Consider the following 24,607-nt stretch of genomic DNA (forward strand, 5'->3'; position numbering starts at 1 on the left):
CCAGTCGAGGCCGACCAGGCTCAGTAGGCTTTCAACGAACCCGGTCGTCTGCCGGAGCGCCATGCCGAAAAGGACTTTCATCGTCAGGCATGCCTGGATCGCGGCGTCGCTATAGAGCGGCTGCCGGCCTCGCTTGCCGGTCGGCGGTGGCACCCAGACCATGTCCGGGTCGAACCAGATCGTCAGGGAGCCGCGCTGCTTCAGCGCTTCGTTGTAGGCCGGCCAGTTCTTGGTCTTGTAGCTCGGCGGGATCGGTCTGCTCATGCAGGACAGCTACCACGCTGGATTCACGAGATGAATCCCTCAACCAGCCTTTGCGCAACAAAGCCCCAGGCAGGCGAAAGTGTCAGCATCGAACGAGAAACGCTCAAGAAAATGGTTGCCGCGCACGACCTAAAGATCATGGTCGCAACCGATGCAGCCTGCGAGGGTTTGAACCTCCAGACGCTAGGTACTCTCATCAATATTGATTTGCCCTGGAACCCGACACGGCTTGAACAGCGTATTGGACGGATTAAGCGCTTCGGACAGGCACGCGAGAAAGTTGACATGCTCAATCTCGTCAACGAGCAGACTGTCGATGAAAAGGTCTACGAGCGACTATCCGAGCGAATGCGCGATCGATACAATCTTTTTGGTTCTCTGCCAGATACTATCAAAGATGAGTGGATCGATGATATCGAGACGCTTGGTGAAAAAATGGACGAGTATATTGATGCCCAAAAGGAGGCGACAGGCTTCGACTTGCGCTATCAAGCTACGTCTGAACCCAGTGAAAAGGACTGGCGGGATTGTAGCCAAGTCCTGTCCCGCCGAGATTTTGCAGCGCTAATGCGGGCCGGGTGGGCCTAAGGCAAGAAGCAGTCTTAACATTGCGCGGGGAACGCGGGTCAACAATAGGTCAACCGGTGTAACGACTTCGTTCTCCGTTTCGATCCGTCGGCGGCGTCTGGCTGCGGCGTCGTGCGGTTGAGAAATAAAGTTAGTTCAAAGGGTTGTCGCATAACTTATTGAAATCAAAGGACGAGCGTTCTCCCGGCAGAAGCGGCTCATGACCACAGTCTGTCGGGCGCGCAGGGATTCGCCAGCCGATCAAAAACTGTGCGGATTTCCGCACTGAGAGCGGAAACACCTGTGCGGAGTTTCACACGGTCCCGTGATGCCAACGCCGAGATTCAGCGCAAGACCGGTTTCAAGCATATGTAATAAAGCCATAAAAACCGAAAATGTGCCACCTGCGCGACTCACCCTTGATCTGATTCGTGTCACGCGGCTTTGTTATGCGTATTCGGTGCCCGAGGAGGGGCGCCGCAAAACGTCCAACATGTATCTGGGAGGATACCCATGAAAAAGTTTCTGATGACCGCCGTGGCGGCCGCCGCACTGATGTCTGGTGCCGCTACAACCGCACAGGCTGCCTGCGACGAGGGTGAGCTTGTCATCAAGTTCAGCCATGTCACCAACACCGACCGTCACCCCAAAGGCATCGCCGCGACCCTGTTGATGGAGCGCGTCAATGCCGAGATGGACGGCAAGGCCTGCATGGAAGTGTTCCCGAACTCGACCCTGTACAACGACGATCAGGTTCTTGAGGCGATGCTGCAGGGCGACGTCCAGATGGCCGCGCCGTCGCTGTCGAAGTTCGAGCAGTTCACCAAGCAGTTCCGCATCTTTGACCTGCCGTTCATGTTCAAGAACATCGACGCGGTCGACGCGTTCCAGAACTCTGACACTGGTCAGGCGATGAAGGAATCGATGACCCGCCGCGGCCTGCTGGGTCTGGCCTTCTGGCACAATGGCGTCACGCAGATTTCCGCCAACAAGCCGCTGATGTCGCCTGCCGACGCCATGGGCCTGAAATTCCGGGTGCAGCCGTCCGACGTGCTGAAGGCCAACATGGAAGCCCTGGGCGCAAGCCCGCAGCCGATGGCCTTTTCCGAAGTGTACGGCGCGCTGCAGACCGGCGTTGTGGACGGTCAGGAAAACACCTGGTCCAACATCTATGGCCAGAAGTTCTTTGAGGTTCAGGACGGTATCACCGAAACCAACCACGGTGTGATCGACTATCTGGTCGTGACCAATGTCGACTGGTGGGAAGGTCTGGACGCGGACGTCCGTGATCAGCTGAGCACCATTCTCGCCGAGGTGACAGAGGCGCGCAACTCTGAGTCGTTCAAGGTCAACCAGGAAGCCAAAGAGGCGATCATCGCCGCGGGCGGCGTGGTGCGTGAACTGGATGCCGCACAGCGTCAGGCCTGGGTCGACGTGATGAAGCCAGTCTGGGAACAGTTCGTCAAGGACGTGGGCCAGGACAACATCGACGCGGCACAGGCGATCAACGAAAGCATGTAACAGGCCGGAATGCCTGTGACCCGGCCCCTGTGAACGGATAGGGGCCGGGTTTTTTGTATCCGCAAACGGGACGACGAGGGGGGACCATGTCAGCTCATAATCCACCGAACGGGATGTTCGGGCGTTTCATCGACGAATTGGAAGAGACGGTGATTGCGCTCATTCTTGGCGCAATGACAATCATTACCTTCATCAACGTGGTCCTGCGCTATGGCGTGAACAGTCAGTTCGGCCGCTGGGTCGAGGACTCCCTGGGCATCGACCTGCCCGGTGGCCTGATCTGGGGACTTGAGGCGACCTCGTTCCTGTTTGCCTGGCTGGTGCTGTTCGGTATCAGCTATGCGGTCAAGAAGACCGCCAATCTGGGTGTCGACGCGGTTCTGAACCTCGTATCTGCTCCCGTTCGCAAAACGCTGACCCTGATTGCGGCGGCGGTCTGCCTTGCCTATGCGTTCCTGCTGCTCAAGGGAGCATGGGACTACTGGGCCAACTTTGCCAACCTGCCACAGACCACGGGACGTTGGTTCCCGACCGGCTTTGAGGAAATGACCCGGACGTCCTATCGCAGCTGGTACGAGGTCGTCGATATTCGGATGCCCGAGTGGCTGCGCTTTATCGAACCGTGGGTCAACGAGGGCGAAGCCTATGAAAAGGTCCCGCGTTTCATTCCCTATTTCATCCTGCCCTTTGGCGCGGCCTTGCTGTTGTTGCGGTTCATCCAGGCCACCGTGCGCATCTGGCGCGGCAACGATGAAAGCCTGATCGTCAGCCACGAAGCCGAAGACGCGGTCGAAGACGTCGCGCATCTGAACAAGGACTGAACCCATGGATGTTGTCATTCTCTTCGCCATGGTGATCGGCCTGATGCTGATCGGCGTGCCGATTGCCGTCTCGCTCGGGTTTTCCTCGATCGTGTTTCTGCTGGTGCTCAGCGACACCTCGTTGGCCTCGATTGCCCAGACCTTCTTTCAGGCCATGGCGGGGCATTATACCCTGCTGGCGATCCCGTTCTTTGTGCTGGCCTCGTCGTTCATGTCGACAGGTGGCGTGGCGCAGCGGATCATCCGCTTTTCCATCGCCTGTGTCGGGCATCTGCCCGGCGGTTTGGCCATCGCGGGCGTTTTTGCCTGCATGTTGTTCGCCGCGCTGTCCGGGTCATCGCCCGCGACGGTGGTTGCGATCGGCTCTATCGTGATCGCCGGGATGCGGCAGGTCGGGTATTCCAAGGACTTTGCCGCTGGTGTCATCGCCAACGCTGGCACACTGGGCATCCTGATCCCGCCGTCCATCGTGATGGTGGTCTATGCCTCGGCCACCGATGTGTCGGTTGGCCGGATGTTCATGGCCGGCGTCATTCCCGGCCTGATGGCGGGCACCATGCTGATGGCCACGATCTACATCATCGCCCGCGTCCGCAGCCTGCCCAAAGGTGAATGGAAGGGCTGGGGTGAGGTGGCCGAGTCCGGCGGCGATGCGCTCTGGGGTCTGCTGCTGATCGTGATCATCCTCGGCGGCATCTACGGCGGTATCTTTACACCGACAGAGGCGGCGGCGGTTGCGGCGGTCTATGCCTTTATCATCGCGACCTTTGTCTATCGCGACATGGGGCCGCTGGCGAACAAGGAGGGCGGACCAAACACGCCCTTGATGCGCAAGCCCATCGCGCTGGTCACCGCGTTCTTTCACAAGGACACCAAGGACACGCTTTTCGAGGCAGGCAAGCTGACGGTCACGCTGATGTTTATCATCGCCAACGCGCTGATCCTCAAGCACGTGCTGACCGATGAGCAGATACCGCAGAAGATCGCGGGGGCGATGCTGGACGCGGGCTTTGGTCCGATCATGTTCCTTGTGATCGTCAACGTGATCCTGCTGATTGGCGGCCAGTTCATGGAGCCGTCGGGCCTGCTGGTGATCGTGGCGCCGCTGGTGTTTCCCATCGCGCTGCAACTGGGGATTGATCCGATCCATCTGGGCATCATCATGGTGGTCAACATGGAGATCGGGATGATCACGCCGCCTGTGGGTCTGAACCTCTTCGTGACCTCTGGTGTGGCGGGCATGCCGATGATGCGCGTCGTGAAGGCGGCGCTGCCGTTTTTGGCCGTGCTTTTCGTCTTTTTGATCATGGTGACCTATATTCCGATCATCTCGACGGTGCTGCCGGACGCGGTGATGGGGCCGCAGATCAATTGCGAGGGCGCGCCGCCGACGAACCAGTTGGAAGCAGCCTTCTGCGAGGCGCGATCGAAGTGACAAAAAAGGGCCGGGAGACCGGCCCTTTTTTCTTGTGTCCACGTGTGGACAGCGTGGCGGGTGTGTAAGATCAAGGGGTTGTGGGGGCGGTTTTACTTTGAGTTAAGGTTTGGCGCGGGCGGTGGGTTGAAAACCCACCCTACGGGGTTTTGAGAGCGGCGAGTTTTTCTTTGAGACGGGTTTTGAGTTTGGTGGCCGTGCCGAAATCGTAGGGCATGTGTTCGGGGTCATAGACCTGTAGCGCGGCGGTGACATGATCCAGCGCGGCGCGCAGGTGCGGTGCGGCATCGGAGCAGGTGTCGTGTCCGGCAATCGCCTCTTCGGTCATGGCAAGGTTTTCCTGTGTCTGTGCCCAGTGCACGGGATGCGCCTCGCGGGTGAGGACTTCCAGTGCTGCGCAGTAGGCGTTAACGGCCTGCACCAGCAGCGCCGCACCCTCGGGGCCTTCGGTGCGTTCCCCTTGGTCTCCGAGCGCACCGGCGAGGTTGTTCTGCGTCAAAGCCCAGTCCACGGGATGTACCTTGCAGGTCGGACAGGGCCTGTTCGAGAGAGCCTTTTTCGGTGCGCAGCGCCAGCAGTTCGTCGTCGGTGACGGTTTTGGCGTCGGTGGCCTTTGCCTTGAGCGCGCCGATGGTTTGGGATGTGATCCCAAGGAAGTCACATATCGGGCGATAGACCTTGGCTTGCGGGCGGGCGACCTTGCCCGTCTCATAATCGCCGATCCGGCGGACGTAGTTTTCGTCGTCAAAGACCTCTTGGGCCAAGACCAGTTGTGTCAGCCGCTGCTCCTCGCGCGCTTCGAGGATTTCAGCCCCCAGTAGTTCCCCAAAAGAAGCCATTCGTCCTCAATCGTCCTGTTCCGTCCCAAGACCGACGTCACGGTCGGCGGCGCAATTGCCGCATCCTCAGGGTGTCTTGGGACAAACCTTAACAACCGGCTGGCCAGCCCTCAAAGACTTAATGGAGAGCGAAATGGGAATGATGATCGGACTGGCGCGGCGTTTGGTGGAGATGGCCTCGTGCCATCACGCGATGTATCTGGTGTTGGCGGCGGTTTATGCGGCGGCGGAGATGTCTCTGTGTGACAAAGCGCTGGTGAGCGAGGTGGCGATGTTTGTGTATTTCACGCTTGCGGTGCGGCCCGGGCATTGAGGGGCCGGGGAATTGGAAAACGGCGCTCTGGGGGAGCGCCGTTTTTTTGTGGGGCGGGTGTTTTGGAGTGGTGGACCGGAGGTGCCGGGCTGAAGCCCGGCCTGCGGGGGGTCGGGGGCGGAGTCGGGGGCGGTTTAAGCCTCGGACGGGGCCTTGTTCAGCGCCTCGATGATGGGGCCGAAGTCCGTGGCCTTGAGGGAGGCCCCGCCGACCAGAGCGCCGTCGACGTTGGGGACGGCAAAGATCTCGACCGCGTTGGAGGGTTTGACCGAGCCGCCGTAGAGGATGCGGGTGGAGCGGCCCACACCTGCGCCAAAGCGGCGTTCCAGACGGGCGCGGATAAAGCCGTGGACTTCGCTGATCTGGTCCATGGTCGGCACCTTGCCGGTGCCGATGGCCCAGACCGGTTCATAGGCCACCACAAGGCGGTGGGCGGTGGCGCCGTCGGGGATCGACCCGGCCAGCTGACCGCCGATGATGTCCAGCGTGTTGGCGTGTTCGCGCTGGTCCAGTGTCTCACCGACGCAGACCACGGCTGTCAGACCGGCCTCCCACGCGGCGCGGGTCTTGTCCCGGACCTGGGTGTCCGTTTCCCCATGGTCGGCGCGGCGTTCCGAATGTCCAAGGATCACATAGCTGGCCCCGGCATCGGCCAGCTGGGCGGCGGAGAGGTCGCCGGTGTGTGCGCCCGAGGGGGCTGTGTGGCAGTCCTGCCCGCCAAAGGCGATATCGGGGGCGGTGTCGACGCCCAGGGCAATCAGCGTGGCGGGCGGACAGATCAGCACCTCTGCGGTGCCGTCGGCGGCGGCGGCCATTGCCGACAGTTCGGCCAGGGACGCCTTTGTCCCGTTCATTTTCCAGTTGCCTGCGGCCAGTTTGCGTCGCATGTGCGTCTCCCTGTTTTGCCGTTCAGTGTCACCGGGCAGGGCGCGGCGTCAAGCCCGGTTGCGAGGCACGCGACGACGTGACAAATGCCGGTATCGCGGGCGCATGTTCGGGCGCTTGGTCAATCGCCATAGGAGAGTGCGGATGATCCCCAGACTGGATGCGCAGAAGATCGCGGCGCGAGAGGCTGAGACGCTGGAATTGTTGCGGGTGGCGGCAGAGGACAGCGGGTTCCTGACGGTGTTCAATACCGCGATCACGCCTGCGCGGATGCGGTTTGTGCTGGCGGCGTACGGCGCGTTCTTTGATCAGCCGGAGGCGGAAAAGCGCGTGGTGGACATGGCGGCGACGGGGTCGAACCGGGGCTGGGGCGCGCCACAGAGCGAGCAGGTCGATCCGCAGGCCAACCCCGACTACAAACAGGTGTTCGACTGCGGGTTCGAGGTGCCGGGGTCCGACCTGTCGGTCTATGCGCCCAACCTGTGGCCCGCGCGTCCCGAAGGGTTCCACGAGGTCATCGGGGCCTATTACCGCGATGCGCTGGCGGTGGCGATGGACCTGCTGCGCGGGATCGCCGAGGCGATCGGTGAAGAGCGCGGGTTTTTCGACGACAAGTTCGCGCGACCCATGGCGCTGTTGCGCGGCAATTATTATCCACCGCGTCCTGATTGGGCGGGGGACCGGGATTTCGGCATTGCGGCGCATACGGATTACGGCTGTTTGACGCTGTTGGGGACGGACGGTGTGCCGGGGCTGGAGGTGTTGACGCGGGGGGACGATTGGCTGGCGGTCGAGGCGCAGCCCGGCGAGTTCATCATCAACTTTGGCGAGATGCTGGAGATCTGGACCAAGGGACGGGTCAGGGCGACGCCGCACCGGGTGCGCGGGTCGGCGCAGGAGCGGATTTCGGTGCCGCTGTTCTTTAACCCGGGGTTCGAGACCAATGTCGCGCCGATGGGATCGGGTGAGATTGTGCGGGCGGGGGATCATCTGTCGCGGCGGTTCAACGAAACCTATCTGCATTTGCAGAAAGGGTAGGAGCGTCGTCCGGCGCGCCGCATGGCCCGGCGGGCGCGCCTTGCGGCGCGTTTTTCGCTTCGGGACTCATCAAGGAACAGGCTGTGTGAGGGATATCAGAGGTGGCGGAGGGCCTCACGGGCGAGGGCGACCGCCTCATCGGGATCGTCGAGCGCCGCGCCAGGCAGGGTCCAGTAGGGCATGGCGGCGCTGTGCCCGGTCTTGCGGGTATAGGTCCAGCGGGTGCAGCCCATGGATTCGAGACGGTCGATGAAGGGGCCTGCACCCTTGAGGAGAATGCCGCCGTCAGAGTGCAGGATCGCGAAGATCGTGCCGTCATGATAGAGGCAGAGGCCGCCCATCATTCTGCGGGTGGTGATCTCTCCAAGCCCCGAAAAGAGATCGCGGGCAAACGCGATCTCTTCGGGCGAGACGCTCACCCCTGGGCGTCCTGTCCGGCGGTCAGTTCCTCGACATCCTTGAACTTGATCGACTCGCCGCAGCCGCAGGCGTCTGTCACGTTCGGGTTGCGGAACTTGAACGCGGATTCCAGCAGCGCGGTTTCATAGTCGATTTCGGTGCCGAACAGGAACATCTGCGCCATGGGCGCGATCAGAACCCGCGCGCCGTCCTGTTCCACGACCTCGTCGTTGGTCTCTGCCGCATCGACATAGTCCATGGTGTATTCCATGCCCGCACAGCCGCCCTTCTTGATGCCGATCTTGAGCCCGAAGCGATTGTCACGCTCCATCAGCTTGCGGATCTGGCGCACGGCGGCGGGGGTAATGGTCACTGGGGCTTGGCCGGGGATGCCGAACATCGGATACTCCTTTTCTGACTGCAAACCTAGGGTATGCGGTGGGCCAGAACAAGAGGCGGTCCGGCGGCGCGACACGGATCGGAACACGAATTGGTCAGGCGGCGGCGGGCTTGGGCGGCTCTGGGTCGGCGGGCAGCGCCACATCGGGAAAGATGGTGGCGTGCTCCTCGGTTTCGATCCGGTTCAGGCGTGTGATCAGCGCCTCCCGCGCAAGGCAGGCGGTGTCCCACGAGCTGTTGGGGTCGCGGCACGGCACCATGAACCAGACATCGATGCCATAGGCGTCCTGCCCGGTAACGCGCACGGCGGATTTGTCGCGGTCGTCCAGATCGGCCTGGTCGAGCGAGTCCAGCACCTGTTCGAAACAGGCGCGCAGGCGGTCGATGTCGACCTCTGGCGCCAGTTTGAATTTCAGCACGCGCAGCATCTCCGGTTCTTTCAGCGTCCAGTTCTCGAAGGTGGACGAGACAAATTCGCTGACCGGAACCACCAGCCGGGTGCCATCCCAGTCGCGCAGTTGCACATAGGTGAAGTTGATCCGCTCCACATGGCAGAGCGCGTCGCGGTAGACGACGCGGTCGCCGATGCGGGCGGATTGGTTCAGGGCAATCTGGAGCGAGGCCAGGATATTGGTCAGGATGGTGCGCGCGGCATAGCCAAGGATCAGGGTCAGCGCGCCCGCCGAGGCCAGCAGGGAAAACCCGTAGGTGCGAAACAGGTTGGCCGAGGCCAGCACGATGCCAAAGCCGAACAGGAAAACGATGATCACAAGGATGCGGCGCACGGCGGCGATGCGGGTGGCGCGGGTGCGGGCCTCATCGAATTGCTGGCGGGTCAGGTCCATTTCGTCAAAGCCGGTGATCTGGTCAAGGATGACCTCGACGACGTTGACGATCAGCATCAGCGCCGCAGTCACGAAACAGGCGGCGATCAGCGGTGTCAGGACGGTGTTCAGGCGGCCGGAAAAGACGAACACAGTCTGGGTGCCGATGGCCAGCACAAGGGCCACGGCGGCCAGCACCATCGGCGTGCGCGCGGCGCGAAAGGCGGCGGTTGTGATCCGGCGCGTGGCGTGACGCCCCACGCGGCGCAGGGCGACGGCGGTGCCCTGACCGGCCAGCGCCGCCAGCAGCGCCAGCAGCGGCAGGCCGAACACCTCCCACCACATCAGCCGCCAGAAGGCGTGTTCGCGCAGCGAGTCGGGCAGCAGCCGTTCATAGTGCGAGGGGCCATACGCCTCGTAGAGCGCGGGGATCTTTTGCACGGTCTGGCGCGAGATCACCCAGACCGGATCACCATCGGCCGGTTTGATCCGGTCAAGGCGGATGGCGACCGGGATGCCGTCCAGCTCGATCTCCCAGACCAGCAGCGAGCGGCGTTTCATCCCGGCGGTTGCGGCGCTGGAGGTCTGGCGGGTGTTCAGCGCATCGGGCCGGTCAAGGATCTGGCCCCAGTCCAGCACGGCGCGGCGTTCGATCACTGTCACCAGTTCGCGGGCCAGACGCGGGCCGCTGGCGGGCTGTTCCTTTGGGTCGAGGTTGGACAGGTCCAGCAGGTGGGCGCGCGACAGGGCCTCGGGGTCTGTGCGGGCGCTGCGCAGGAGCGCCTCCATCGTGGCGCGGGGCGTGCTGCGATCCAGCCAGTCGGGCGCGGCCCCCAGGCCGGGATTGAGGGTGTCGACCTCAAACCACGGGTCGTCGGATTGCGCGGGCAGCATGGTGCCCAGCAGGATCACCCACAGGGACACAAGCAGCGGAACAAGCGGGGACAGGCGGGGGCCGGGAATACGTCGCATCGGGCGATTAACGCGGCAGGCCGGCGGTTGGTTCCGTAAAAGGGACCGGGCCGGAGGGCCGACACGCGGTCCGGGGCCGCCCGGCAAGGGGCGGCCCCGATAGGGTCAGAGGCCCATGCAGTTGGCGTAGTAGGTCACCGTGGCGGGCCAGTCAGAGAAGACGCCGATCACGCCCACGTCCTGCGCCACCACGTCGAGAACCTCGAAATAGTCGCCGTCACGGTCGATGGCCTCGGCCACCGACTGGTAGTACCAGCCGCCGCCCGTCGCCAGCGGGCCAGAGCGTTCCAGCGTCCAGGTGATCAGTTCCAGTCCGGCCTCCTTGGCGGCCAGGGCATATGCGCTTGCGCCGATGTCGCCGTTGTCCTCAAGGGTCAGCAGCATGTTCAGAGAGGGGGCCAGGTAGTTGACGCCCTGTTCCTTGAGCGCGGCGAAATCCTGCAGCCATGTGTCGGCGGCCTGTTCGTCAAAACCGTCTGTCCACTCGACCAGGTAGACCGCCTGCGCGCCAAATTCCGGCTCTGCCTCGATCCAGTAAAGCACATCGTCAAGGTTGAAGGATTGCGGCCAGACGCGGCTGGCGTCGATCCCGGCGTCCTTGTAGGCGTCGATCAGCTTTTGCGCGTAGTCCTGCTGGCTGAAGCCGTCAAAGGGCATCTCGACAGAGGGGCTTTTGAGTTCGGGTGTGAAATCCGCGCCAAGGCTGTCGAACAGTTCGATGGACCGGGCGTGGGTCATCAGTGTGGCGTTGTTGACATACAGGTCAGTGCGCCAGTCGGCGGTGCCGCCCAAGTAGGCCTCTGCCGTGGTGGCGCTGCGGTCGGCGGCGTCCATCTTGGGCTTCAGCGTCATGAACTCGGCCAGCGTCAGGTCCGACGTGCGGCATTCGGCTGTGGCGGTCTGATCCCCCGAGGCGGGGGCAAAGGGTGTGGTGCATTTCTGTCCCAGATCGGTGGCGACGATGTCGGTGGTGGTGTGCAGGTCGTTCTGGGCGTGGCGGCAGACCAGCTCCTTGTCCGCGGTAAAGGTCACGTCGCATTCAAGGATACCGGCGCCCATGCCGGCGGCGGCGCGGTTCGATTCCTCTGTATGTTCGGGGAACATGAGCGGCGCGCCACGGTGCCCGATGGAGAACTTGGAGCGCGCGGGTGTCTGCCCAAGGCAGGACTGCAGCGTGTCCTTCAGCGCGCCGTCTTCCATTTGCGAAATCAGGTAGGCGGGGCGGACGCCATAGGTCAGGGCGGCGTCATAAGGGGTCGCGTGGGTCTCGGCCAGGGCCGGTGAGGCGACAAGCGCGGCCAGCGACAGGATGCGAAAGGATGACATTGGGAAACCTCCAGTTGAGAGGTCCAGATTACCACACCGGGCATGACGTGTCCGTGACTGCGCGGTGACGCCTGCATGACGGTCCTGCGCGGTTGTCAGGTTTGGGACGGCGCGCTGACGTGCGATCGCAGAGCGGGAAGGGCGGCCAGAACCGACAGCAGGGCCAGTCCCAAGAGCAGCCAGAGCATCCGCGCGGGATCCGCCGTGGCCCCCAGCAGCGCGCCCGAGACCGCAGTCATGGCCGCAGCACATCCGACCGTGACCGCGCCGGACAGTCCAGCCGCGCTGCCCGCCAGATCCGGACGCACCGACATGGCACCGGCCAGACCCGCCGGTGTGCTGATGCCATTGGCCAGGCCAATGACCGGCATCATGACAAACAGGCTGAGCGCAGACCCCGACCCAAGCCACCACAGCGGCAAGGCGGCGCCAAGCCCGACGACCGAGACCAGCCGCCCGATCACCACCATATGCGCCGTCGCCCAGCGTCCGCCAAAGCGCCGCGACAGATAGCTGCCGCAGATGAACCCGACCGGCGGCAGGCCGATCAGCGCGCCAACGACGCCTTCGGGCAGGTCAAACACGGCGACGGCCAGGATCGGCGTGGCCGCCAGATAGGCAAAAAAGATCCCCAGGCCAAACCCCACGGAAAAGGTATAGGACCAGAATGCGAGGTTGCTCAGCAGCGCCGGATAGGATCGGAAATGCGCCGCAAAGCCGCGACCACGGGTGGCATTGGTCTCTCCAAGGTCGTGCCAGCACAGCCAGACCAGCCCCGCCCCGGCGACAAAGAACACCCAGAGCGTCGCACGCCACCCCATCAGCTGATCCAGCGTGCCGCCGACCACCGGGGCCAACATCGGCCCCAGCGCGATGGCCATGCCGATGGTGCCAAGCCGCGCGGTGGCCTCGGACGGGGGAGAGGTGTCGCGCACGATGGCGCGAGACAGCACATTGCCCGCAATGACAGAGGATTGCAGGACACGGAATATCATGAAGCTGGTGAAATCCGGCGCCAGCGCGGTGCCCAGCGAGGCCAGCGTGAAGATCGCCAGCGACCACAGCAGCACCGGACGGCGTCCGTAGAGATCCGACAACGGGCCGATGATCACCTGCAAGACCGCCGTGATCAGCATGAATACGGAGATCGACAGGCTGGCCTGCGCGTAGGTGATTGCATAGGCACTGGCCATGTTCGGCAGCGACGGCAGGAACATGTTGACCGACACGATGCCCAGAATGGTGATCAGGACAAGTGTGCGCAGCCGGGGAGGTTGTGAGGGAACAGGACGCATGGGACCATTTTCAAAGGATGCCCCTGCGATACATGTTCTGCGGGCCAGATAATGCGGGCCGGATAACAGGCCCGCAGGAAATCACATGAAACCCAGTTCCAGCCGCGCCTCGTCGGACATCATGTCCATGCCCCAGGGCGGCTCCCACGTCAGTTCGACATCGACGTGTTTCACACCCGGCAGCGGCTCGACCGCTTCGGCGACCCAGCCCGGCATCTCTCCGGCCACGGGACAGCCCGGCGCAGTCAGCGTCATGATGATGCGGACCTCGCTCTGGTCATTGATGTCGACGGTATAGACCAGACCCAGATCATAAATGTTGACCGGGATTTCCGGGTCATAGACTGACCGGCACGCCTCGACGACGGTATCGTACAGAGGGTGGTCGGTGCTTGACGGGGCGATCAGCGGGGCGCCTTCCATCTGCGCGTTGGGCTCGGTCATGACGATCCTTCGGTGTTCTTGCTCTACCGGGATATAGGCGACCGGGATAGTCAGGTAAAGGCGTTCCGCGAAATCCATCGCTTGCGCGGAACGCCAGATGGCTGATTCTGGCTCAGGAATCGTCGTCCGAAACGATCCGCTTGACCGGGGTCGGGCGCACCTTTGCCTCTATGTGCTCGTACAGCATCCCGGCGATGTTCTTTTTGGTCGCGGTTTCAATACCTTCGAATCCGGGACTGGAGTTGACCTCCAGCACCTTGGGGCCGGATTCCGAGCGCAGCAGGTCCACCCCGGCAAGGTTGAGCTTGAACGCGCGCGCCGCGCGCACCGCCGAGTCGCGTTCTTCCTTGGTGATGCGCACCACCTTGGCCGATCCGCCGCGATGCAGGTTGGAGCGAAAGTCGCCCTCGGCCCCGGTGCGTTTCATCGCCGCGATGACCTTGCCGCCGATGACCAGACAGCGGATGTCTTCACCCGCCGCCTCCTTGACGAAATCCTGCACGAGGAAATTTGCCTTGAGGCCGCGAAAGGCGTCGATCACGGATTCGGCGGCCTTTTTGGTTTCGGCCAGCACCACGCCCTTGCCCTGGGTCGATTCCAGCAGCTTGACGATCATCGGCGCAGTGCCGACCAGCCGCATCAGCGACTGCGTGTCCTTGGGCGAGGCGGCAAAGGCAGTGTTGGGCATGCCGATTTTGTGCCGCGCCATCAGCTGGTGGGCGTACAGCTTGTCCCGCGAGGCCGAGATGCCCTGAGAGCCGTTGACGCAAAAGGTGCCGATGGTTTCGAACTGACGGATCACGGCAGTGCCGTAGGCGGTGACAGATGCCCCGATGCGCGGGATCACCGCGTCGTAGCGCGGCAGGCGCTTGCCGTCGTAATGCACCTCTGGCGACAGGGCGTTGATCGCCATGTAGCACCGGGTGGTGTCAATCACCTCGACCGTATGGCCGCGTGCCTCGCCCTCTTCGACCATGCGGCGGGTGGAATAATTGTCCTCGCGGCTGAGAACCGCGATGCGCAGGCTGCGGTTCGGCGCGGCCTGCCGCACGCGGGCGGTGGTGTAGACATCGTAGGACAGTCGCGGCTGTTGAAAGCGGTCGGTGGCGACGATGGTGATGTGATCCTTCAGCGCCTCGCGGCCCAGCAACATCCGTGACGCCATGGTGGACCGGTCGGTCAGCGTCATTTCAATGCGCCAGCTTTCGTCGCCGACCCGGATGGTCGAGGCGATGACATAGCGCGATTCCGTCTCTCCGTTGGAGGAGGTGACGTTGCGGCGGTCGACGATGCGGGCCGAACAGGGGATCACCAGATCCTCGCGCCCGGGAACCGGATGAACGGTGAACCGAACCTTGGGCGACGACGCCGGGCCGAATGTTTCAATGTCGAAGGCGTGCAACGCCGAGGTGCGGGCGCCGGTGTCAACCTTGGCGCGCAGTGCCGGAAGGCCGAGATCGGGGAGCGAGACCCATTCTTCCCACCCAAAGCGGATCATGTCGGGGAGCGGATCTTGTTGGTCGTCCATATGGCCCTCCTCTCAGAGCCATTACAGCCGTACCAAGCCCCCCGCGCGGCAACAAGACCCCGAACGCGGTTCATCCGGCGGTGTTACGCGGGCGCATGGCAGCGGCGGGCAGGAGGCCGGCGGCGATAGGCGACAGGGGCATTTGTCTTTCCTGCCGGGGACGATGGTGCGTCGATCGCGCTTTTGGCGCGTGGATCGCGCGGTGGGCTTTGCCGGGTTCGGGCTCTTGCAACCGCAAAATTGGTAAACTTCTTTGACAAGCGGGAGTTCGCGCATTAGCTGTAAAGTGTGCGATCAACTCGCCTTTAGTCTGAAATACTCATCTTCGATCGGACCCGGTAATGACCCAGATCCCGCGTGACAGCGCCCAACGCGGCGCAGGACAGGACGGCCTTCACGACTTGATCGAGGTTGTGCGAAATTGCTCTGGCCAAGAGAGCGTGCCCGACGTGTTGCACGCCGCAGCTTCGCTTGTCGAACATGCAGCCTATGTCACCAGCCGTCATTCCAGCGGTGGTCCTGTCACCCGACTGATGCTGCTGGCGGCAGAGCTGGAGTCAATCGGCAACCGCCTCAAACCCGGCGGATGACCAGATCACCCTGCAGAGGCGACGGTTTGGACAAAGTTGCGCTTTTGCCAAAGCGGCCAACCCATCATCTGGCTCATGGTGCCGAATTTCATGCCGCGGGCTGTCAGGCCGTCAAAAGTCTGCGGCATGGCGCGGACGGTCCCGCTCTGGATGTCGTGAGTCAGGATCACCGAGCCGGGGCGTGAGTGCGACAGGATGCGCCGCGCCACGACGCTGGCCCCGGGGCGGCGCCAGTCCTGCGGATCAACCGACCACAGGATCGTCGGCAGGCTGCGCGAGCGGTACAGCATTTGCCGTTGCCGATGGGTGAAGGCCCCATACGGCGGGCGGAACGTGACCGGCGGGCGGCCCGTCACCTTGAAGATCGCGTCAGAGGTGCGGTCGATCTGGTTCAGGACATAGCTGTCCGAATACCCGGCAAGATTGGGATGCGACCAGCTGTGGTTGCCGATCTCGTGACCTTCGTCTGCAATCCTCTTGACAATATCCGGCCAGGTGACGACCCTGCGACCAATGAGATAAAACGTGGCGCGCAGACCACGGGCTTTGAGCATATCGAGGAGTCTAGGAGTCAGGGTCGGATGCGGCCCGTCATCAAATGTCATCGCCACCACCGGAGACGCGGTATTGACCGCCGTCACAGTCACCCAGTCCTTGGACACCATGTCCTGCGGCAGGGAGATTTGCGGCGCGGCCCAAAGCGTATCGGGGCGGGACAGGGCAAGAGCAGCAGTGCCGGCGGACAGGAATGTCCGACGTGAAAAATGTGACATGATACGACCTTGGCAATGGAGGACGGGCAGACCCTCCGACACAAGCCGGGCTGTCCTTGATTGGCAAGGTATTTCCCGAAGGCGGGAAAGCGCCGACGGCTTGCCGTGTCTTATCGGCAACGAACTGTGGCACGAAATCCTCTGAAAAAATGCACCAGAAACCGGGTCGAAACTGCTTGACGGGGCAGGGGCCTGCGCATAGAAGACCGCTCACGCCACGGCCTAGAGGTCACGGCGGCAGTCAAGCGGTTGTAGCTCAGTTGGTTAGAGTACCGGCCTGTCACGCCGGGGGTCGCGGGTTCGAGCCCCGTCAACCGCGCCAACACTGCCCCGAACTCTGGTACGTCCGGCGTAAATGCGCGGTTGTAGCTCAGTTGGTTAGAGTACCGGCCTGTCACGCCGGGGGTCGCGGGTTCGAGCCCCGTCAACCGCGCCATTTCCTCCTCTGGAGGCCCTTCCTGAAAAAAAGTCGACGTCGCGCGGAACCCGATGGGGGGTCTGCGTGTTGTATTTTCAAACACCGGGGCGTGCGGGGCAGGCGGCGTAAGGAATACCTGACTGTCCCGTCCCCGGCCGATGAGCGAAAAGAATATGTGAGCGAAAAGAAAAAAGGCGCCCCGCATGGGACGCCTGGACAAACACGACGGATGGACAAGTGGGATCAGCTACCCCAGCTGCGCACCGGACCACAGTCCATGTGGACAAAGTCAGACCGGGTGTAGCGGCCGACGCCGCCACCGCCACAGGCCTTTGCGGCGCTGTACATCTGGCCGACGGAGCGAGAGGCGAGCCGAAGATCCGCTGCCTGACCATAAAGATGGCGCGAGTTCTTGGCCACGCCCGAAGAGCGGGCGCGCAGCATCGCGTTAGTCGACGGGCTGCGGTAGCCCGAAATAAGCATGTAAGGCTCAGACACATCCAACAGGTTGTGCGCTGCGGTCATGATATCGACTGTCCGCAGGTCGATTGCCTTGATTTCATCATTGCGCCAGTCGCGCATGAAATAATTGACCTCTTTGACCGCGTCGGCGATGTATTCGCCTTCGATCCAGTAGATCATGTCCACCCGCTCTCCGGTGCGGCCAGAGTACATGCGGATGCGGCGAACATCGCCTGCACCGCGCAGGAACCCTGCTGCGTTCGAATAGGTGGGTGCTGCCGCAACAGCGGTGGCTGCAAATGCGCCAAGAAGTGCGCGGCGTGTGAGGCCGCCAGAAGTCATCTCTGTCATGTGAGCGCCTGTCCCGTGGTCGCCGTGTTACCTGTGGGCGCAGCGTTGTGCGCCTTCTGCCATCTATCCCCAGATGCCACGAAGTGTATGGCACGAATCGAGTCTGTCAAAAAGAGCGATTTGTTGTGATTTGTAATGATCAAGGGGGAATTGGCGGGATTCTGCCCACTGTCGCCGAACTGTGGCGCGATTGCGCAGGCCTGACATGTTTTGGCCACGGTCGACATGCTGGCATAAATGTGAATAGACAGATGCATCGCCCTGTCTGCACTGTAGAGTTCGGGAAATGGTCGTAAAATGGTTGGTCTATGAAGGATTTGGGGAAGGAATTGGGAATGCACATCAGCAACAAGCGGGCCGTATTGCGGTCCGTTGTCGTGGCCGGTGCGGTCTGGTTTGGTGCGGCGCTGCCTTTGGCGGCGCAGGATGGTCTGACACTTAAGGTCACCGCGTTCAAACAGGCCGTTGCCGAAAGCATCGCCGACAATGACAGCGTGGCCGCGTTTTATCGCTCCCGCGATTTCGAACCGATCTGGACCGGGGCCGGGGACGCGGACCGCGCCCGCAGGCTGGCGCTGATCGAGGCGTTCTCGCTTGCCGATGTGCATGGCCTGCCCGCCAACCGCTACAACGCCCAGAGCCTGCTGAACCGTATGGCGCAGGCGGGTGACGGCCGGTCCCGCGGTTTGCTGGAGGTCGAGCTGACCCGCACCTTCATCCAGTTTGCCAACGACCTGCAAACCGGCGTTCTGGACCCCGGCAAGATCATCGACGATATCAAGCGTGAATTGCCGCGCCGCGATCCGCAGATGCTGTTGACCCGGTTGACCGAAGAAAACCCGTCAGCCGTGTTCCTGAGCCTGGTGCCCAACAGCCCCGAATACACCCGCCTGATGCGCGCCAAGCTGCGGATGGAACACAAGATCCGCCAGGGCGGCTGGGGGCCGACGGTCTCTGCCGGCAGCCTGCGTCCGGGCAATACCGGCAACGCGGTTGTGGCCCTGCGCAATCGGCTGGCCCTGATGGGGTATATGAAACCGTCGCTCAGCATGTCCTATGACAGCGAAGTGGAAGCCGCGGTCCGTGAGTTCCAGGAAGATCATGCGCTGCCGATGGACGGTGTGGCAGGTGGTGGCACCATGCGCGCCATCAACGTCGCGCCCGAAGAGCGGCTGAAATCGATCATGGTCGCGATGGAGCGCGAACGCTGGCTGAACCTGCCCGAGGGGCGAGGCAAACGCCATGTTCTGGTCAATCTGGTCGATTTCCACGCCCAGATCATTGACGACGACAAGCTGACCTTTGAGACAAAATCGGTCATCGGCCATCAGGCGCGAGACCGGCGCACGCCCGAATTTTCGGATGTGATGGAACATATGGTCATCAACCCGTACTGGTATGTGCCGCAGTCGATCATCCGGGGCGAATACCTGCCGGCGCTGCGCAACAACCCCTACGCGGTCGGGCATCTGGAATTTGTGGACTATCGCGGGCGCGTGGTCAGCCGGGCCGCTGCGGCATCCTACGCGGCGTCGGGTGGGGCATTCCCCTACACGATGCGCCAGCCGCCGGGGCCGGGCAACGCGCTGGGGACAGTAAAGTTCATGTTCCCGAACGCCTATGCCATCTATCTGCACGACACGCCGTCACAGCATCTGTTCTCGCGTGAAGTGCGCACCTTCAGCCATGGTTGCATCCGGCTCGACGATCCGCATGACTTTGCCTATGCGCTGCTGGCCAAGCAGATCGACGACCCCGAAACCTATTTCCAGACCACGCTGCGCTCTGGTCAGAACACCAAGGTGCCGCTGGAAACGCCGGTGCCGGTGCATCTGATCTATCGCACCGCCTTTACCAAGGCGAAGGGCCAGATGAACTATCGCGACGATGTCTATGGCCGCGATCAGATCCTGTGGCGTGCCTTGAACGACGAAGGGGTGGCCCTGCGGTCGGGGCGCAGCTAAACCTGCCCCGGACTGAGCCGCGCTTTGTCCGGGAGAACACATGCCTTATACTATCGAAGACATCGCCAACGCCCTCGGTATGACTGCCGAGGGCGATCTTATGTTGACCGTCAGCGGGCTGGCCGAACCGGCGGATGCCGGGCCAGAGCACCTGGCGCTTGCGTCGCGGCCTGAATACATCGCTGCCCTGGGACGGGGCCGCGCGCGCACCGCGCTGCTGGCGGCAGGCACGGACTGGCGGGCGCTGGGGCTGGAGGCGGCGATCCTGGCCGACCGTCCGCGCTATGCCATGGCGGGGTTGACCGCGATGATGGACCCCGGAGCGGGCTACGGCCCCGGCATCCACCCGCAAACGGTGATCGACGCCTCGGCGGATTTGAGCGAAGGCGTGTCCGTCGGGCCGTTCACGGTGATCGAGGCGGGTGCCCGGATCGGGGCTGGATCGGTGATCGGGCCGCAGGTTTATGTCGGGCGCGATGTGGTGATCGGCGCGGGGTCCATGCTGCACAGTGGCGTGCGGATCATGGCGCGGGTGGCGATCGGCGACCGTTTCATCGCACAGCCCAATGTGGTCATCGGCGGCGACGGGTTTTCCTTTGTCACACCCGAGGTGTCGGGCGTGGAAAAGGCGCGCGCCTCCCTGGGTGGCGAAGGCACCGACAGCGTGCAGACTTGGGCACGCATTGCCAGCCTGGGGGCGGTGACTATCGGTTGTGATGTCGAGATCGGCGCCGGGTCGACGGTGGACAAGGGCACCATCCGCGACACACGCATCGGCGACGGCACCAAGCTGGATAACCTTGTGCAGATCGGCCACAACGTTGTCATCGGGCGCAACTGTCTGCTGTGCGCCAATGCGGCTGTCGCGGGGTCGACCGTGATCGGCAACAATGTGGTGCTGGGCGGCAAGGTCGGGGTGTCGGACAACCTGCGCATTGGCGACGGTGCCATCCTTGGCGGGGCCACGGTGGCGCTGTCCAATGTGCCTGCGGGTCGGGTGATGCTGGGCTATCCGGCCATGAAGATGGAGGCCCATGTCGAGGCCTACAAAGGTTTGCGCCGGCTTCCGCGGCTGTTCCGCGACGTCGCGGAGATCAAGAAATCGGTTTCAAAGCTCATGGGAAATGACTAAGTGTCCGGCAATTCTGGACAAGCGTGAGGCCAAGATCATGGACGTCAGGAAACAGGTTCTTCAGATCATTGCGGACCAGGCGATGCTGGATGTCTCGGACGTGTCGATGGACAGCACGCCCGAGGATCTGGGCATCGACTCGCTGGGTCTGGTCGAGGCGATCTTTTCCATCGAAGAGCAGTTCGACATCTCGGTGCCGTTCAACGCGAATGATCCGTCTGAGTCGGATTTCGATATTTCGTCCGTCGCAAAGATCGTCGAAGGCATCGAAAAACTGATCGCCGAGCAGAAGACGTGAAACGGGTCGTCATTACCGGGGCGGGCACGATCAACGCGCTTGGCCAGGATGTGCCTGCCACGTTCGAGGCGATGCGCGAGGGGCGGTGCGGCATCGGGGAACTGGAGTTCCGCGACGTCGAGCGTCTGGCGATCCGCATCGGCGGGCAGGTCAAGGGATTTGAGCCGGAGACGGTTTTTAACCGCCAGCAGATGGCGCTGTATGATCGGTTCACCCAGTTCACCCTGCTGGCGGCGCGTGAGGCGGTGGCGCAGTCGGGTCTGGAGTTCAAGGGCGACCTTGCCGACAGTTCCGGGGTGGTGCTGGGCACATCCGGCGGCGGGATGACCACGCTGGATGACAATTACCGCGCCGTCTACGAAGAGGGCAAGAACCGCGTTCACCCCTTTATCGTGCCCAAGCTGATGAACAACGCCGCGACCAGCCATGTGAGCATGGAATTCAACGTCAAGGGGCCGAGCTTTACCGTGGCGACCGCCTGCGCCAGTTCCAACCACGCGATGGGGCAGGCGTTCAACATGATCCGGTCGGGGATGTGTACCGCCATGATCACCGGCGGGTCTGAATCGATGCTGTGCTTTGGCGGGGTCAAGGCCTGGGAAGGTCTGCGGGTCATGTCCAAGGATGCGTGCCGTCCGTTTTCCGCCACCCGCAATGGCATGGTTCAGGGCGAGGGCGCCGGGGTCTTTGTGTTTGAGGAGTATGAGCACGCGCGGGCCCGCGGGGCCGAGATCTTGGGCGAGGTGCTGGGGTTTGCCATGACCTCGGACGCGTCGGACATCGTGATGCCTTCGAAACACGGGGCCGCGCGGGCCATATCGGGCGCGCTGCGCGACGCACGAGTGGAAAAGACGCGGGTGGGGTATATCAACGCCCACGGCACCGGCACGGCGGCCAACGACAAGACGGAATGCGCCGCCGTGGCAGACGTGTTTGGCACCCATGCGGATGACCTGATGATCTCCTCCACCAAGTCGATGCACGGCCACCTGATTGGCGGCACCGGGGCGGTGGAGTTGTTGGCTTGCCTGATGGCGCTGAAGGACGGTGTGATCGCGCCGACCATCGGTTATGAGGAACCGGACCCGGAATGCGCGCTGGACGTGGTGCCGAATGAGGCGCGTGAGGCCGAGGTGGATGTGGTGCTGTCGAACGCCTTTGCCTTTGGCGGGCTGAACGCGGTGCTGGTGCTGGGGCGCGCCTGATCTTGCGGTGATCCAATTGTGCGCCTTGCGGCGCGCCGGGTGTCTCGGCGGTGGCCTTTGGCCACCCCCTCGGAGGCGGGGCGCTGCCCCGGCGCTGCGCTCCCCCGGGAGTATTTTAGCAAAGAAGAAGTCGGGGGCAGTTTGTGGGTCGCCCCGTCTGTTGCTCAGTGTCCGCGCCAGATCCAGCCGCCGCCAAAGATGCGGGAGCCTTCGGGGGCGTAGAAGACGCAAGCCTGACCCGGGCTGACGCCCTCTTCGGCGACGACCAGTTCGACCTCGGCCTCGGTGTCCGAGATCGGGCGCACGATGGCCTCACGCGGCGGGCGGGTGGAGCGGACCTTGACGTTCAGTTGCCATTCCTTCTGGCTGGTGAAGGGGACGTCCCCAAGCCAGTTGATTTCGCGCACCGGGACCGTGCGGGTGGCCAGCAGGTCTTTGGGCCCGACGATCACGCGGCGCGTGTCCACGTCCAGTTTCACCACATAGAGCGGATCGGCCAGCCCGCCGATGCCAAGGCCGCGACGTTGGCCGATGGTATAGTGGATCACGCCGTTGTGTTCGCCCAGAACGCGACCGTCCACATGCACGATTTCGCCCGGTTCCGCGGACCCGGGACGCAGTTTTTCGATCACGGCGGCGTAATTGCCGTCGGGGACAAAGCAGATGTCCTGACTGTCCGGTTTCATCGCCACGCTCAGCCCGTATTTCGCCGCCAGCGCGCGGGTGTCATCCTTTGACGGCAGATGTCCCAGCGGAAAGCGCAGGAAGTCGAGCTGCTGCGGCGTGGTCGAGAACAGGAAATAGCTTTGATCGCGCGAGGCGTCAGCGGCGGAATGCAGCTCCGCCCCCTGTGTGCCCGTCATGCGCTGGATGTAGTGGCCGGTGGCCATGCAATCGGCCTCGAGATCCTTGGCGGTCTCAAGAAGATCCTTGAATTTTACACGTTCATTGCAACGGATGCAGGGCACTGGCGTGGCACCGCCCAGGTAGCTGTCGGCAAATTCATCGATCACCGCCTCGCGGAAGATGTTCTCATAGTCGAGGACGTAGTGCGGGAAGCCCATTTCCTCGGCCACGCGGCGCGCATCGTGAATGTCTATGCCGGCGCAGCACGCCCCCTTTTTAGCCAGTGCAGCACCGTGATCGTAGAGTTGCAGGGTCACGCCGATGACGTCATACCCCTCTTCTTTCAGCATCGCGGCCACGACAGAGCTGTCGACGCCACCGGACATGGCGACGACGACGCGGGTTTCCGACGGCGGTTTGGGCAGGCCCAGCGAATTCAGCGGGCGCGTGTCGAGGGGCATGGCGACTCTCCTTGGAATGCGCGGAATATAGGAAAATCCGAACTACTCTCAAGGGGGGCATTTCAGTGGTCGTTAAGTGCCGCGTGCGTTTATGGCCGCCACCGAAGTGTTGGAGTGCCGAAAATGTACCTCAAGAAGATCGAAGGTCCGCGCGCGGTCAGGTTGCCGGAGGGCAGCACCATGACACGCGCTGACCTGCCTCCGAAGGAAACCCGGCGATGGGTCGCGTCGCGCAAGGCGGCGGTGGTCAGGGCCGTCACGTTCGGGCTGTTGACCCATGATCAGGCCAAAGACCACTACAGTCTCAGCGATGAAGAGTTGCTGGAATGGGTCCAGGCGGCAACACGGCACGGCGAAGATGCGCTGAAGGTCACACGCGTGCAAAAATATCGGCAACCTTGAGTTGAATTGCGTCTCTGGACGGGTATGGTAAGGGGGCGTTAACCTTTTTCGCTCAGGTTGTATCTCAACCGAAGACAATGCCCGGAGACAGCACATGCGTATCTTGCTGGTTGAAGACGATCCAACCACGTCGAAAAGCATCGAACTGATGCTGAGCCACGCCAACCTCAACGTCTATTCGACGGATATGGGCGAGGAGGGGATCGATCTGGCCAAGCTGTATGACTACGATCTGATCCTGCTGGATCTCAATCTGCCGGATATGAACGGGCATGAGGTGCTGCGCCAGTTGCGGGTGGCGCGGATCGACACGCCGATCCTGATCCTGACGGGCGAGGATGATACCCAGTCCAAGATCAAGGGCTTTGGCTTTGGCGCCGACGACTACATGACCAAGCCGTTCCACCGTGATGAGCTGGTGGCGCGCATCCATGCCATCATCCGGAGGTCGAAAGGGCACTCGCAGTCGATCATTCGGACAGGCAAGATTTCAGTCAACCTTGACGCGAAGACGGTCGAGGTGTCTGGCAAGTCGGTGCATCTGACCGGCAAGGAATACCAGATGCTGGAATTGCTGTCGCTGCGCAAGGGCACCACGCTGACCAAGGAGATGTTCCTCAATCACCTTTACGGCGGCATGGATGAACCGGAACTGAAGATCATCGACGTCTTTATCTGCAAGCTGCGCAAGAAACTGTCCGAGGCGACCGGCGACGATAACTATATCGAGACCGTCTGGGGCCGTGGCTATGTCCTGCGCGATCCCGAGCCCAGCCAGGACGAAACCAAGGCGATTGCCGCAACCGGCTGAGCGCTGGACCTCATCCCGGCGTGC

27 protein-coding genes and 2 tRNA genes are annotated in these 24,607 nt (G+C 62.6%); 16 read left to right on the forward strand and 13 right to left on the reverse strand.

Features of this window, described 5'->3' with window-relative positions; all coding sequences use genetic code 11:
* The coding region (locus CHB90_RS11830; protein WP_170941050.1) for a transposase at positions 1 to 264 on the reverse strand (264 nt) is incomplete at its 3' end.
* Between the two features lie 30 nt (positions 265 to 294).
* On the opposite strand from CHB90_RS11830, the gene CHB90_RS11835 reads away from it, so the two are divergent.
* The 4 genes from CHB90_RS11835 (at position 295) to CHB90_RS11850 (ending at position 4,608) form a co-directional block, all read left to right on the forward strand.
* Positions 295 to 852 carry a helicase-related protein gene (locus CHB90_RS11835; protein ID WP_212591594.1) on the forward strand — a complete coding sequence of 186 codons (558 nt, stop codon included), beginning with the start codon at positions 295 to 297 and terminating at the stop codon, positions 850 to 852.
* 492 nt (positions 853 to 1,344) lie between these two features.
* The gene (locus CHB90_RS11840; protein ID WP_089278085.1) at positions 1,345 to 2,352 is read left to right on the forward strand and encodes a DctP family TRAP transporter solute-binding subunit; all 1,008 of its coding nucleotides are present in this window, start codon (positions 1,345 to 1,347) and stop codon (positions 2,350 to 2,352) included.
* Between the two features lie 86 nt (positions 2,353 to 2,438).
* A complete protein-coding gene (locus CHB90_RS11845) occupies positions 2,439 to 3,173 on the forward strand; it encodes a TRAP transporter small permease (protein WP_089278086.1) in 735 nt (244 codons plus the stop codon).
* 4 nt (positions 3,174 to 3,177) lie between these two features.
* Positions 3,178 to 4,608 carry a TRAP transporter large permease gene (locus CHB90_RS11850; protein WP_089278087.1) on the forward strand — a complete coding sequence of 477 codons (1,431 nt, stop codon included), beginning with the start codon at positions 3,178 to 3,180 and terminating at the stop codon, positions 4,606 to 4,608.
* 139 nt (positions 4,609 to 4,747) lie between these two features.
* Here CHB90_RS11850 and CHB90_RS11855 read toward each other — a convergent pair whose 3' ends face one another.
* The gene (locus CHB90_RS11855) at positions 4,748 to 5,119 is read right to left on the reverse strand and encodes a hypothetical protein (RefSeq protein WP_089278088.1); all 372 of its coding nucleotides are present in this window, start codon (positions 5,117 to 5,119) and stop codon (positions 4,748 to 4,750) included.
* A gap of 10 nt (positions 5,120 to 5,129) precedes the next feature.
* Between CHB90_RS11855 and CHB90_RS11860 the strand changes: the two genes are divergently transcribed.
* A complete protein-coding gene (locus tag CHB90_RS11860; protein WP_089278089.1) occupies positions 5,130 to 5,429 on the forward strand; it encodes a hypothetical protein in 300 nt (99 codons plus the stop codon).
* Positions 5,430 to 5,580: 151 nt separating this feature from the next.
* A complete protein-coding gene (locus CHB90_RS11865) occupies positions 5,581 to 5,760 on the forward strand; it encodes a hypothetical protein (protein WP_141135859.1) in 180 nt (59 codons plus the stop codon).
* Between the two features lie 134 nt (positions 5,761 to 5,894).
* Here CHB90_RS11865 and tpiA read toward each other — a convergent pair whose 3' ends face one another.
* Positions 5,895 to 6,647 carry a triose-phosphate isomerase gene (gene tpiA / locus CHB90_RS11870; RefSeq protein WP_089278091.1) on the reverse strand — a complete coding sequence of 251 codons (753 nt, stop codon included), beginning with the start codon at positions 6,645 to 6,647 and terminating at the stop codon, positions 5,895 to 5,897.
* A gap of 142 nt (positions 6,648 to 6,789) precedes the next feature.
* On the opposite strand from tpiA, the gene CHB90_RS11875 reads away from it, so the two are divergent.
* Complete coding sequence (locus tag CHB90_RS11875) at positions 6,790 to 7,683, forward strand: isopenicillin N synthase family dioxygenase (RefSeq protein WP_089278092.1); 894 nt, start codon at positions 6,790 to 6,792, stop codon at positions 7,681 to 7,683.
* Between the two features lie 95 nt (positions 7,684 to 7,778).
* Here the strand turns inward: CHB90_RS11875 and CHB90_RS11880 are convergent, their stop codons facing one another.
* The 7 genes from CHB90_RS11880 to rimK form a co-directional block, all read right to left on the reverse strand.
* Positions 7,779 to 8,102 carry a TfoX/Sxy family protein gene (locus tag CHB90_RS11880; protein ID WP_089278093.1) on the reverse strand — a complete coding sequence of 108 codons (324 nt, stop codon included), beginning with the start codon at positions 8,100 to 8,102 and terminating at the stop codon, positions 7,779 to 7,781.
* Positions 8,099 to 8,482, reverse strand: a complete 384-nt coding sequence (locus CHB90_RS11885) for a HesB/IscA family protein (protein ID WP_089278094.1) — start codon at positions 8,480 to 8,482, stop codon at positions 8,099 to 8,101. Before CHB90_RS11885 ends, CHB90_RS11880 begins: the two co-directional genes overlap by 4 nt.
* A gap of 94 nt (positions 8,483 to 8,576) precedes the next feature.
* Complete coding sequence (locus CHB90_RS11890; protein ID WP_089278095.1) at positions 8,577 to 10,277, reverse strand: mechanosensitive ion channel family protein; 1,701 nt, start codon at positions 10,275 to 10,277, stop codon at positions 8,577 to 8,579.
* Positions 10,278 to 10,382: 105 nt separating this feature from the next.
* On the reverse strand, positions 10,383 to 11,603 hold the full coding sequence (locus CHB90_RS11895; RefSeq protein ID WP_089278096.1) for a glycerophosphodiester phosphodiesterase family protein: 1,221 nt from the start codon (positions 11,601 to 11,603) through the stop codon (positions 10,383 to 10,385).
* A gap of 95 nt (positions 11,604 to 11,698) precedes the next feature.
* A complete protein-coding gene (locus CHB90_RS11900; RefSeq protein ID WP_089278097.1) occupies positions 11,699 to 12,898 on the reverse strand; it encodes a multidrug effflux MFS transporter in 1,200 nt (399 codons plus the stop codon).
* 81 nt (positions 12,899 to 12,979) lie between these two features.
* On the reverse strand, positions 12,980 to 13,342 hold the full coding sequence (locus CHB90_RS11905; RefSeq protein ID WP_089278143.1) for an SUF system Fe-S cluster assembly protein: 363 nt from the start codon (positions 13,340 to 13,342) through the stop codon (positions 12,980 to 12,982).
* Positions 13,343 to 13,454: 112 nt separating this feature from the next.
* A complete protein-coding gene (gene rimK / locus CHB90_RS11910) occupies positions 13,455 to 14,870 on the reverse strand; it encodes a 30S ribosomal protein S6--L-glutamate ligase (RefSeq protein ID WP_245823233.1) in 1,416 nt (471 codons plus the stop codon).
* 341 nt (positions 14,871 to 15,211) lie between these two features.
* Between rimK and CHB90_RS11915 the strand changes: the two genes are divergently transcribed.
* Entirely contained in the window at positions 15,212 to 15,460 is a 249-nt protein-coding gene (locus CHB90_RS11915; protein WP_089278098.1) for a hypothetical protein, read from the forward strand.
* 5 nt (positions 15,461 to 15,465) lie between these two features.
* On the opposite strand, the gene CHB90_RS11920 is transcribed toward CHB90_RS11915, so the two are convergent.
* Positions 15,466 to 16,233 carry a polysaccharide deacetylase family protein gene (locus tag CHB90_RS11920; RefSeq protein ID WP_089278099.1) on the reverse strand — a complete coding sequence of 256 codons (768 nt, stop codon included), beginning with the start codon at positions 16,231 to 16,233 and terminating at the stop codon, positions 15,466 to 15,468.
* 245 nt (positions 16,234 to 16,478) lie between these two features.
* Here CHB90_RS11920 and CHB90_RS11925 point away from each other — a divergent pair.
* Positions 16,479 to 16,555 (forward strand) — tRNA-Asp (locus CHB90_RS11925).
* Between the two features lie 37 nt (positions 16,556 to 16,592).
* Positions 16,593 to 16,669, forward strand: a tRNA-Asp gene (locus CHB90_RS11930).
* 225 nt (positions 16,670 to 16,894) lie between these two features.
* Here the strand turns inward: CHB90_RS11930 and mepK are convergent.
* Positions 16,895 to 17,464, reverse strand: a complete 570-nt coding sequence (mepK, locus tag CHB90_RS11935; protein ID WP_089278100.1) for a peptidoglycan L,D-endopeptidase MepK — start codon at positions 17,462 to 17,464, stop codon at positions 16,895 to 16,897.
* A 335-nt stretch (positions 17,465 to 17,799) separates the two neighbouring features.
* Here mepK and CHB90_RS11940 point away from each other — a divergent pair, with 335 nt between their 5' ends.
* The 4 genes from CHB90_RS11940 to CHB90_RS11955 are packed head-to-tail and all read left to right on the forward strand — an operon-like array spanning position 17,800 to position 22,063.
* Positions 17,800 to 19,428 carry a L,D-transpeptidase family protein gene (locus CHB90_RS11940; protein WP_089278101.1) on the forward strand — a complete coding sequence of 543 codons (1,629 nt, stop codon included), beginning with the start codon at positions 17,800 to 17,802 and terminating at the stop codon, positions 19,426 to 19,428.
* A gap of 40 nt (positions 19,429 to 19,468) precedes the next feature.
* Positions 19,469 to 20,560, forward strand: coding sequence for a UDP-3-O-(3-hydroxymyristoyl)glucosamine N-acyltransferase (gene lpxD / locus CHB90_RS11945; protein ID WP_089278102.1), 1,092 nt, complete (start codon positions 19,469 to 19,471; stop codon positions 20,558 to 20,560).
* Between the two features lie 37 nt (positions 20,561 to 20,597).
* Positions 20,598 to 20,858: an acyl carrier protein gene (locus tag CHB90_RS11950; RefSeq protein ID WP_089278145.1), complete on the forward strand. Its 261-nt coding sequence runs from the start codon at positions 20,598 to 20,600 to the stop codon at positions 20,856 to 20,858.
* A complete protein-coding gene (locus tag CHB90_RS11955) occupies positions 20,855 to 22,063 on the forward strand; it encodes a beta-ketoacyl-[acyl-carrier-protein] synthase family protein (protein ID WP_089278103.1) in 1,209 nt (402 codons plus the stop codon). Before CHB90_RS11950 ends, CHB90_RS11955 begins: the two co-directional genes overlap by 4 nt.
* 164 nt (positions 22,064 to 22,227) lie before the next feature.
* Here the strand turns inward: CHB90_RS11955 and mnmA are convergent, their stop codons facing one another.
* Positions 22,228 to 23,370: a tRNA 2-thiouridine(34) synthase MnmA gene (gene mnmA, locus CHB90_RS11960; protein WP_089278104.1), complete on the reverse strand. Its 1,143-nt coding sequence runs from the start codon at positions 23,368 to 23,370 to the stop codon at positions 22,228 to 22,230.
* A 123-nt stretch (positions 23,371 to 23,493) separates the two neighbouring features.
* Between mnmA and sciP the strand changes: the two genes are divergently transcribed.
* Together sciP and ctrA are read left to right on the forward strand one after the other, a co-directional pair.
* Positions 23,494 to 23,772, forward strand: coding sequence for a CtrA inhibitor SciP (gene sciP, locus CHB90_RS11965; RefSeq protein WP_089278105.1), 279 nt, complete (start codon positions 23,494 to 23,496; stop codon positions 23,770 to 23,772).
* 94 nt (positions 23,773 to 23,866) lie between these two features.
* The gene (gene ctrA / locus CHB90_RS11970; protein ID WP_089278106.1) at positions 23,867 to 24,583 is read left to right on the forward strand and encodes a response regulator transcription factor CtrA; all 717 of its coding nucleotides are present in this window, start codon (positions 23,867 to 23,869) and stop codon (positions 24,581 to 24,583) included.
* Positions 24,584 to 24,607: the final 24 nt, after the last annotated feature.

The organism is Antarctobacter heliothermus, from assembly GCF_900188425.1.
Lineage (GTDB): Bacteria > Pseudomonadota > Alphaproteobacteria > Rhodobacterales > Rhodobacteraceae > Antarctobacter > Antarctobacter heliothermus.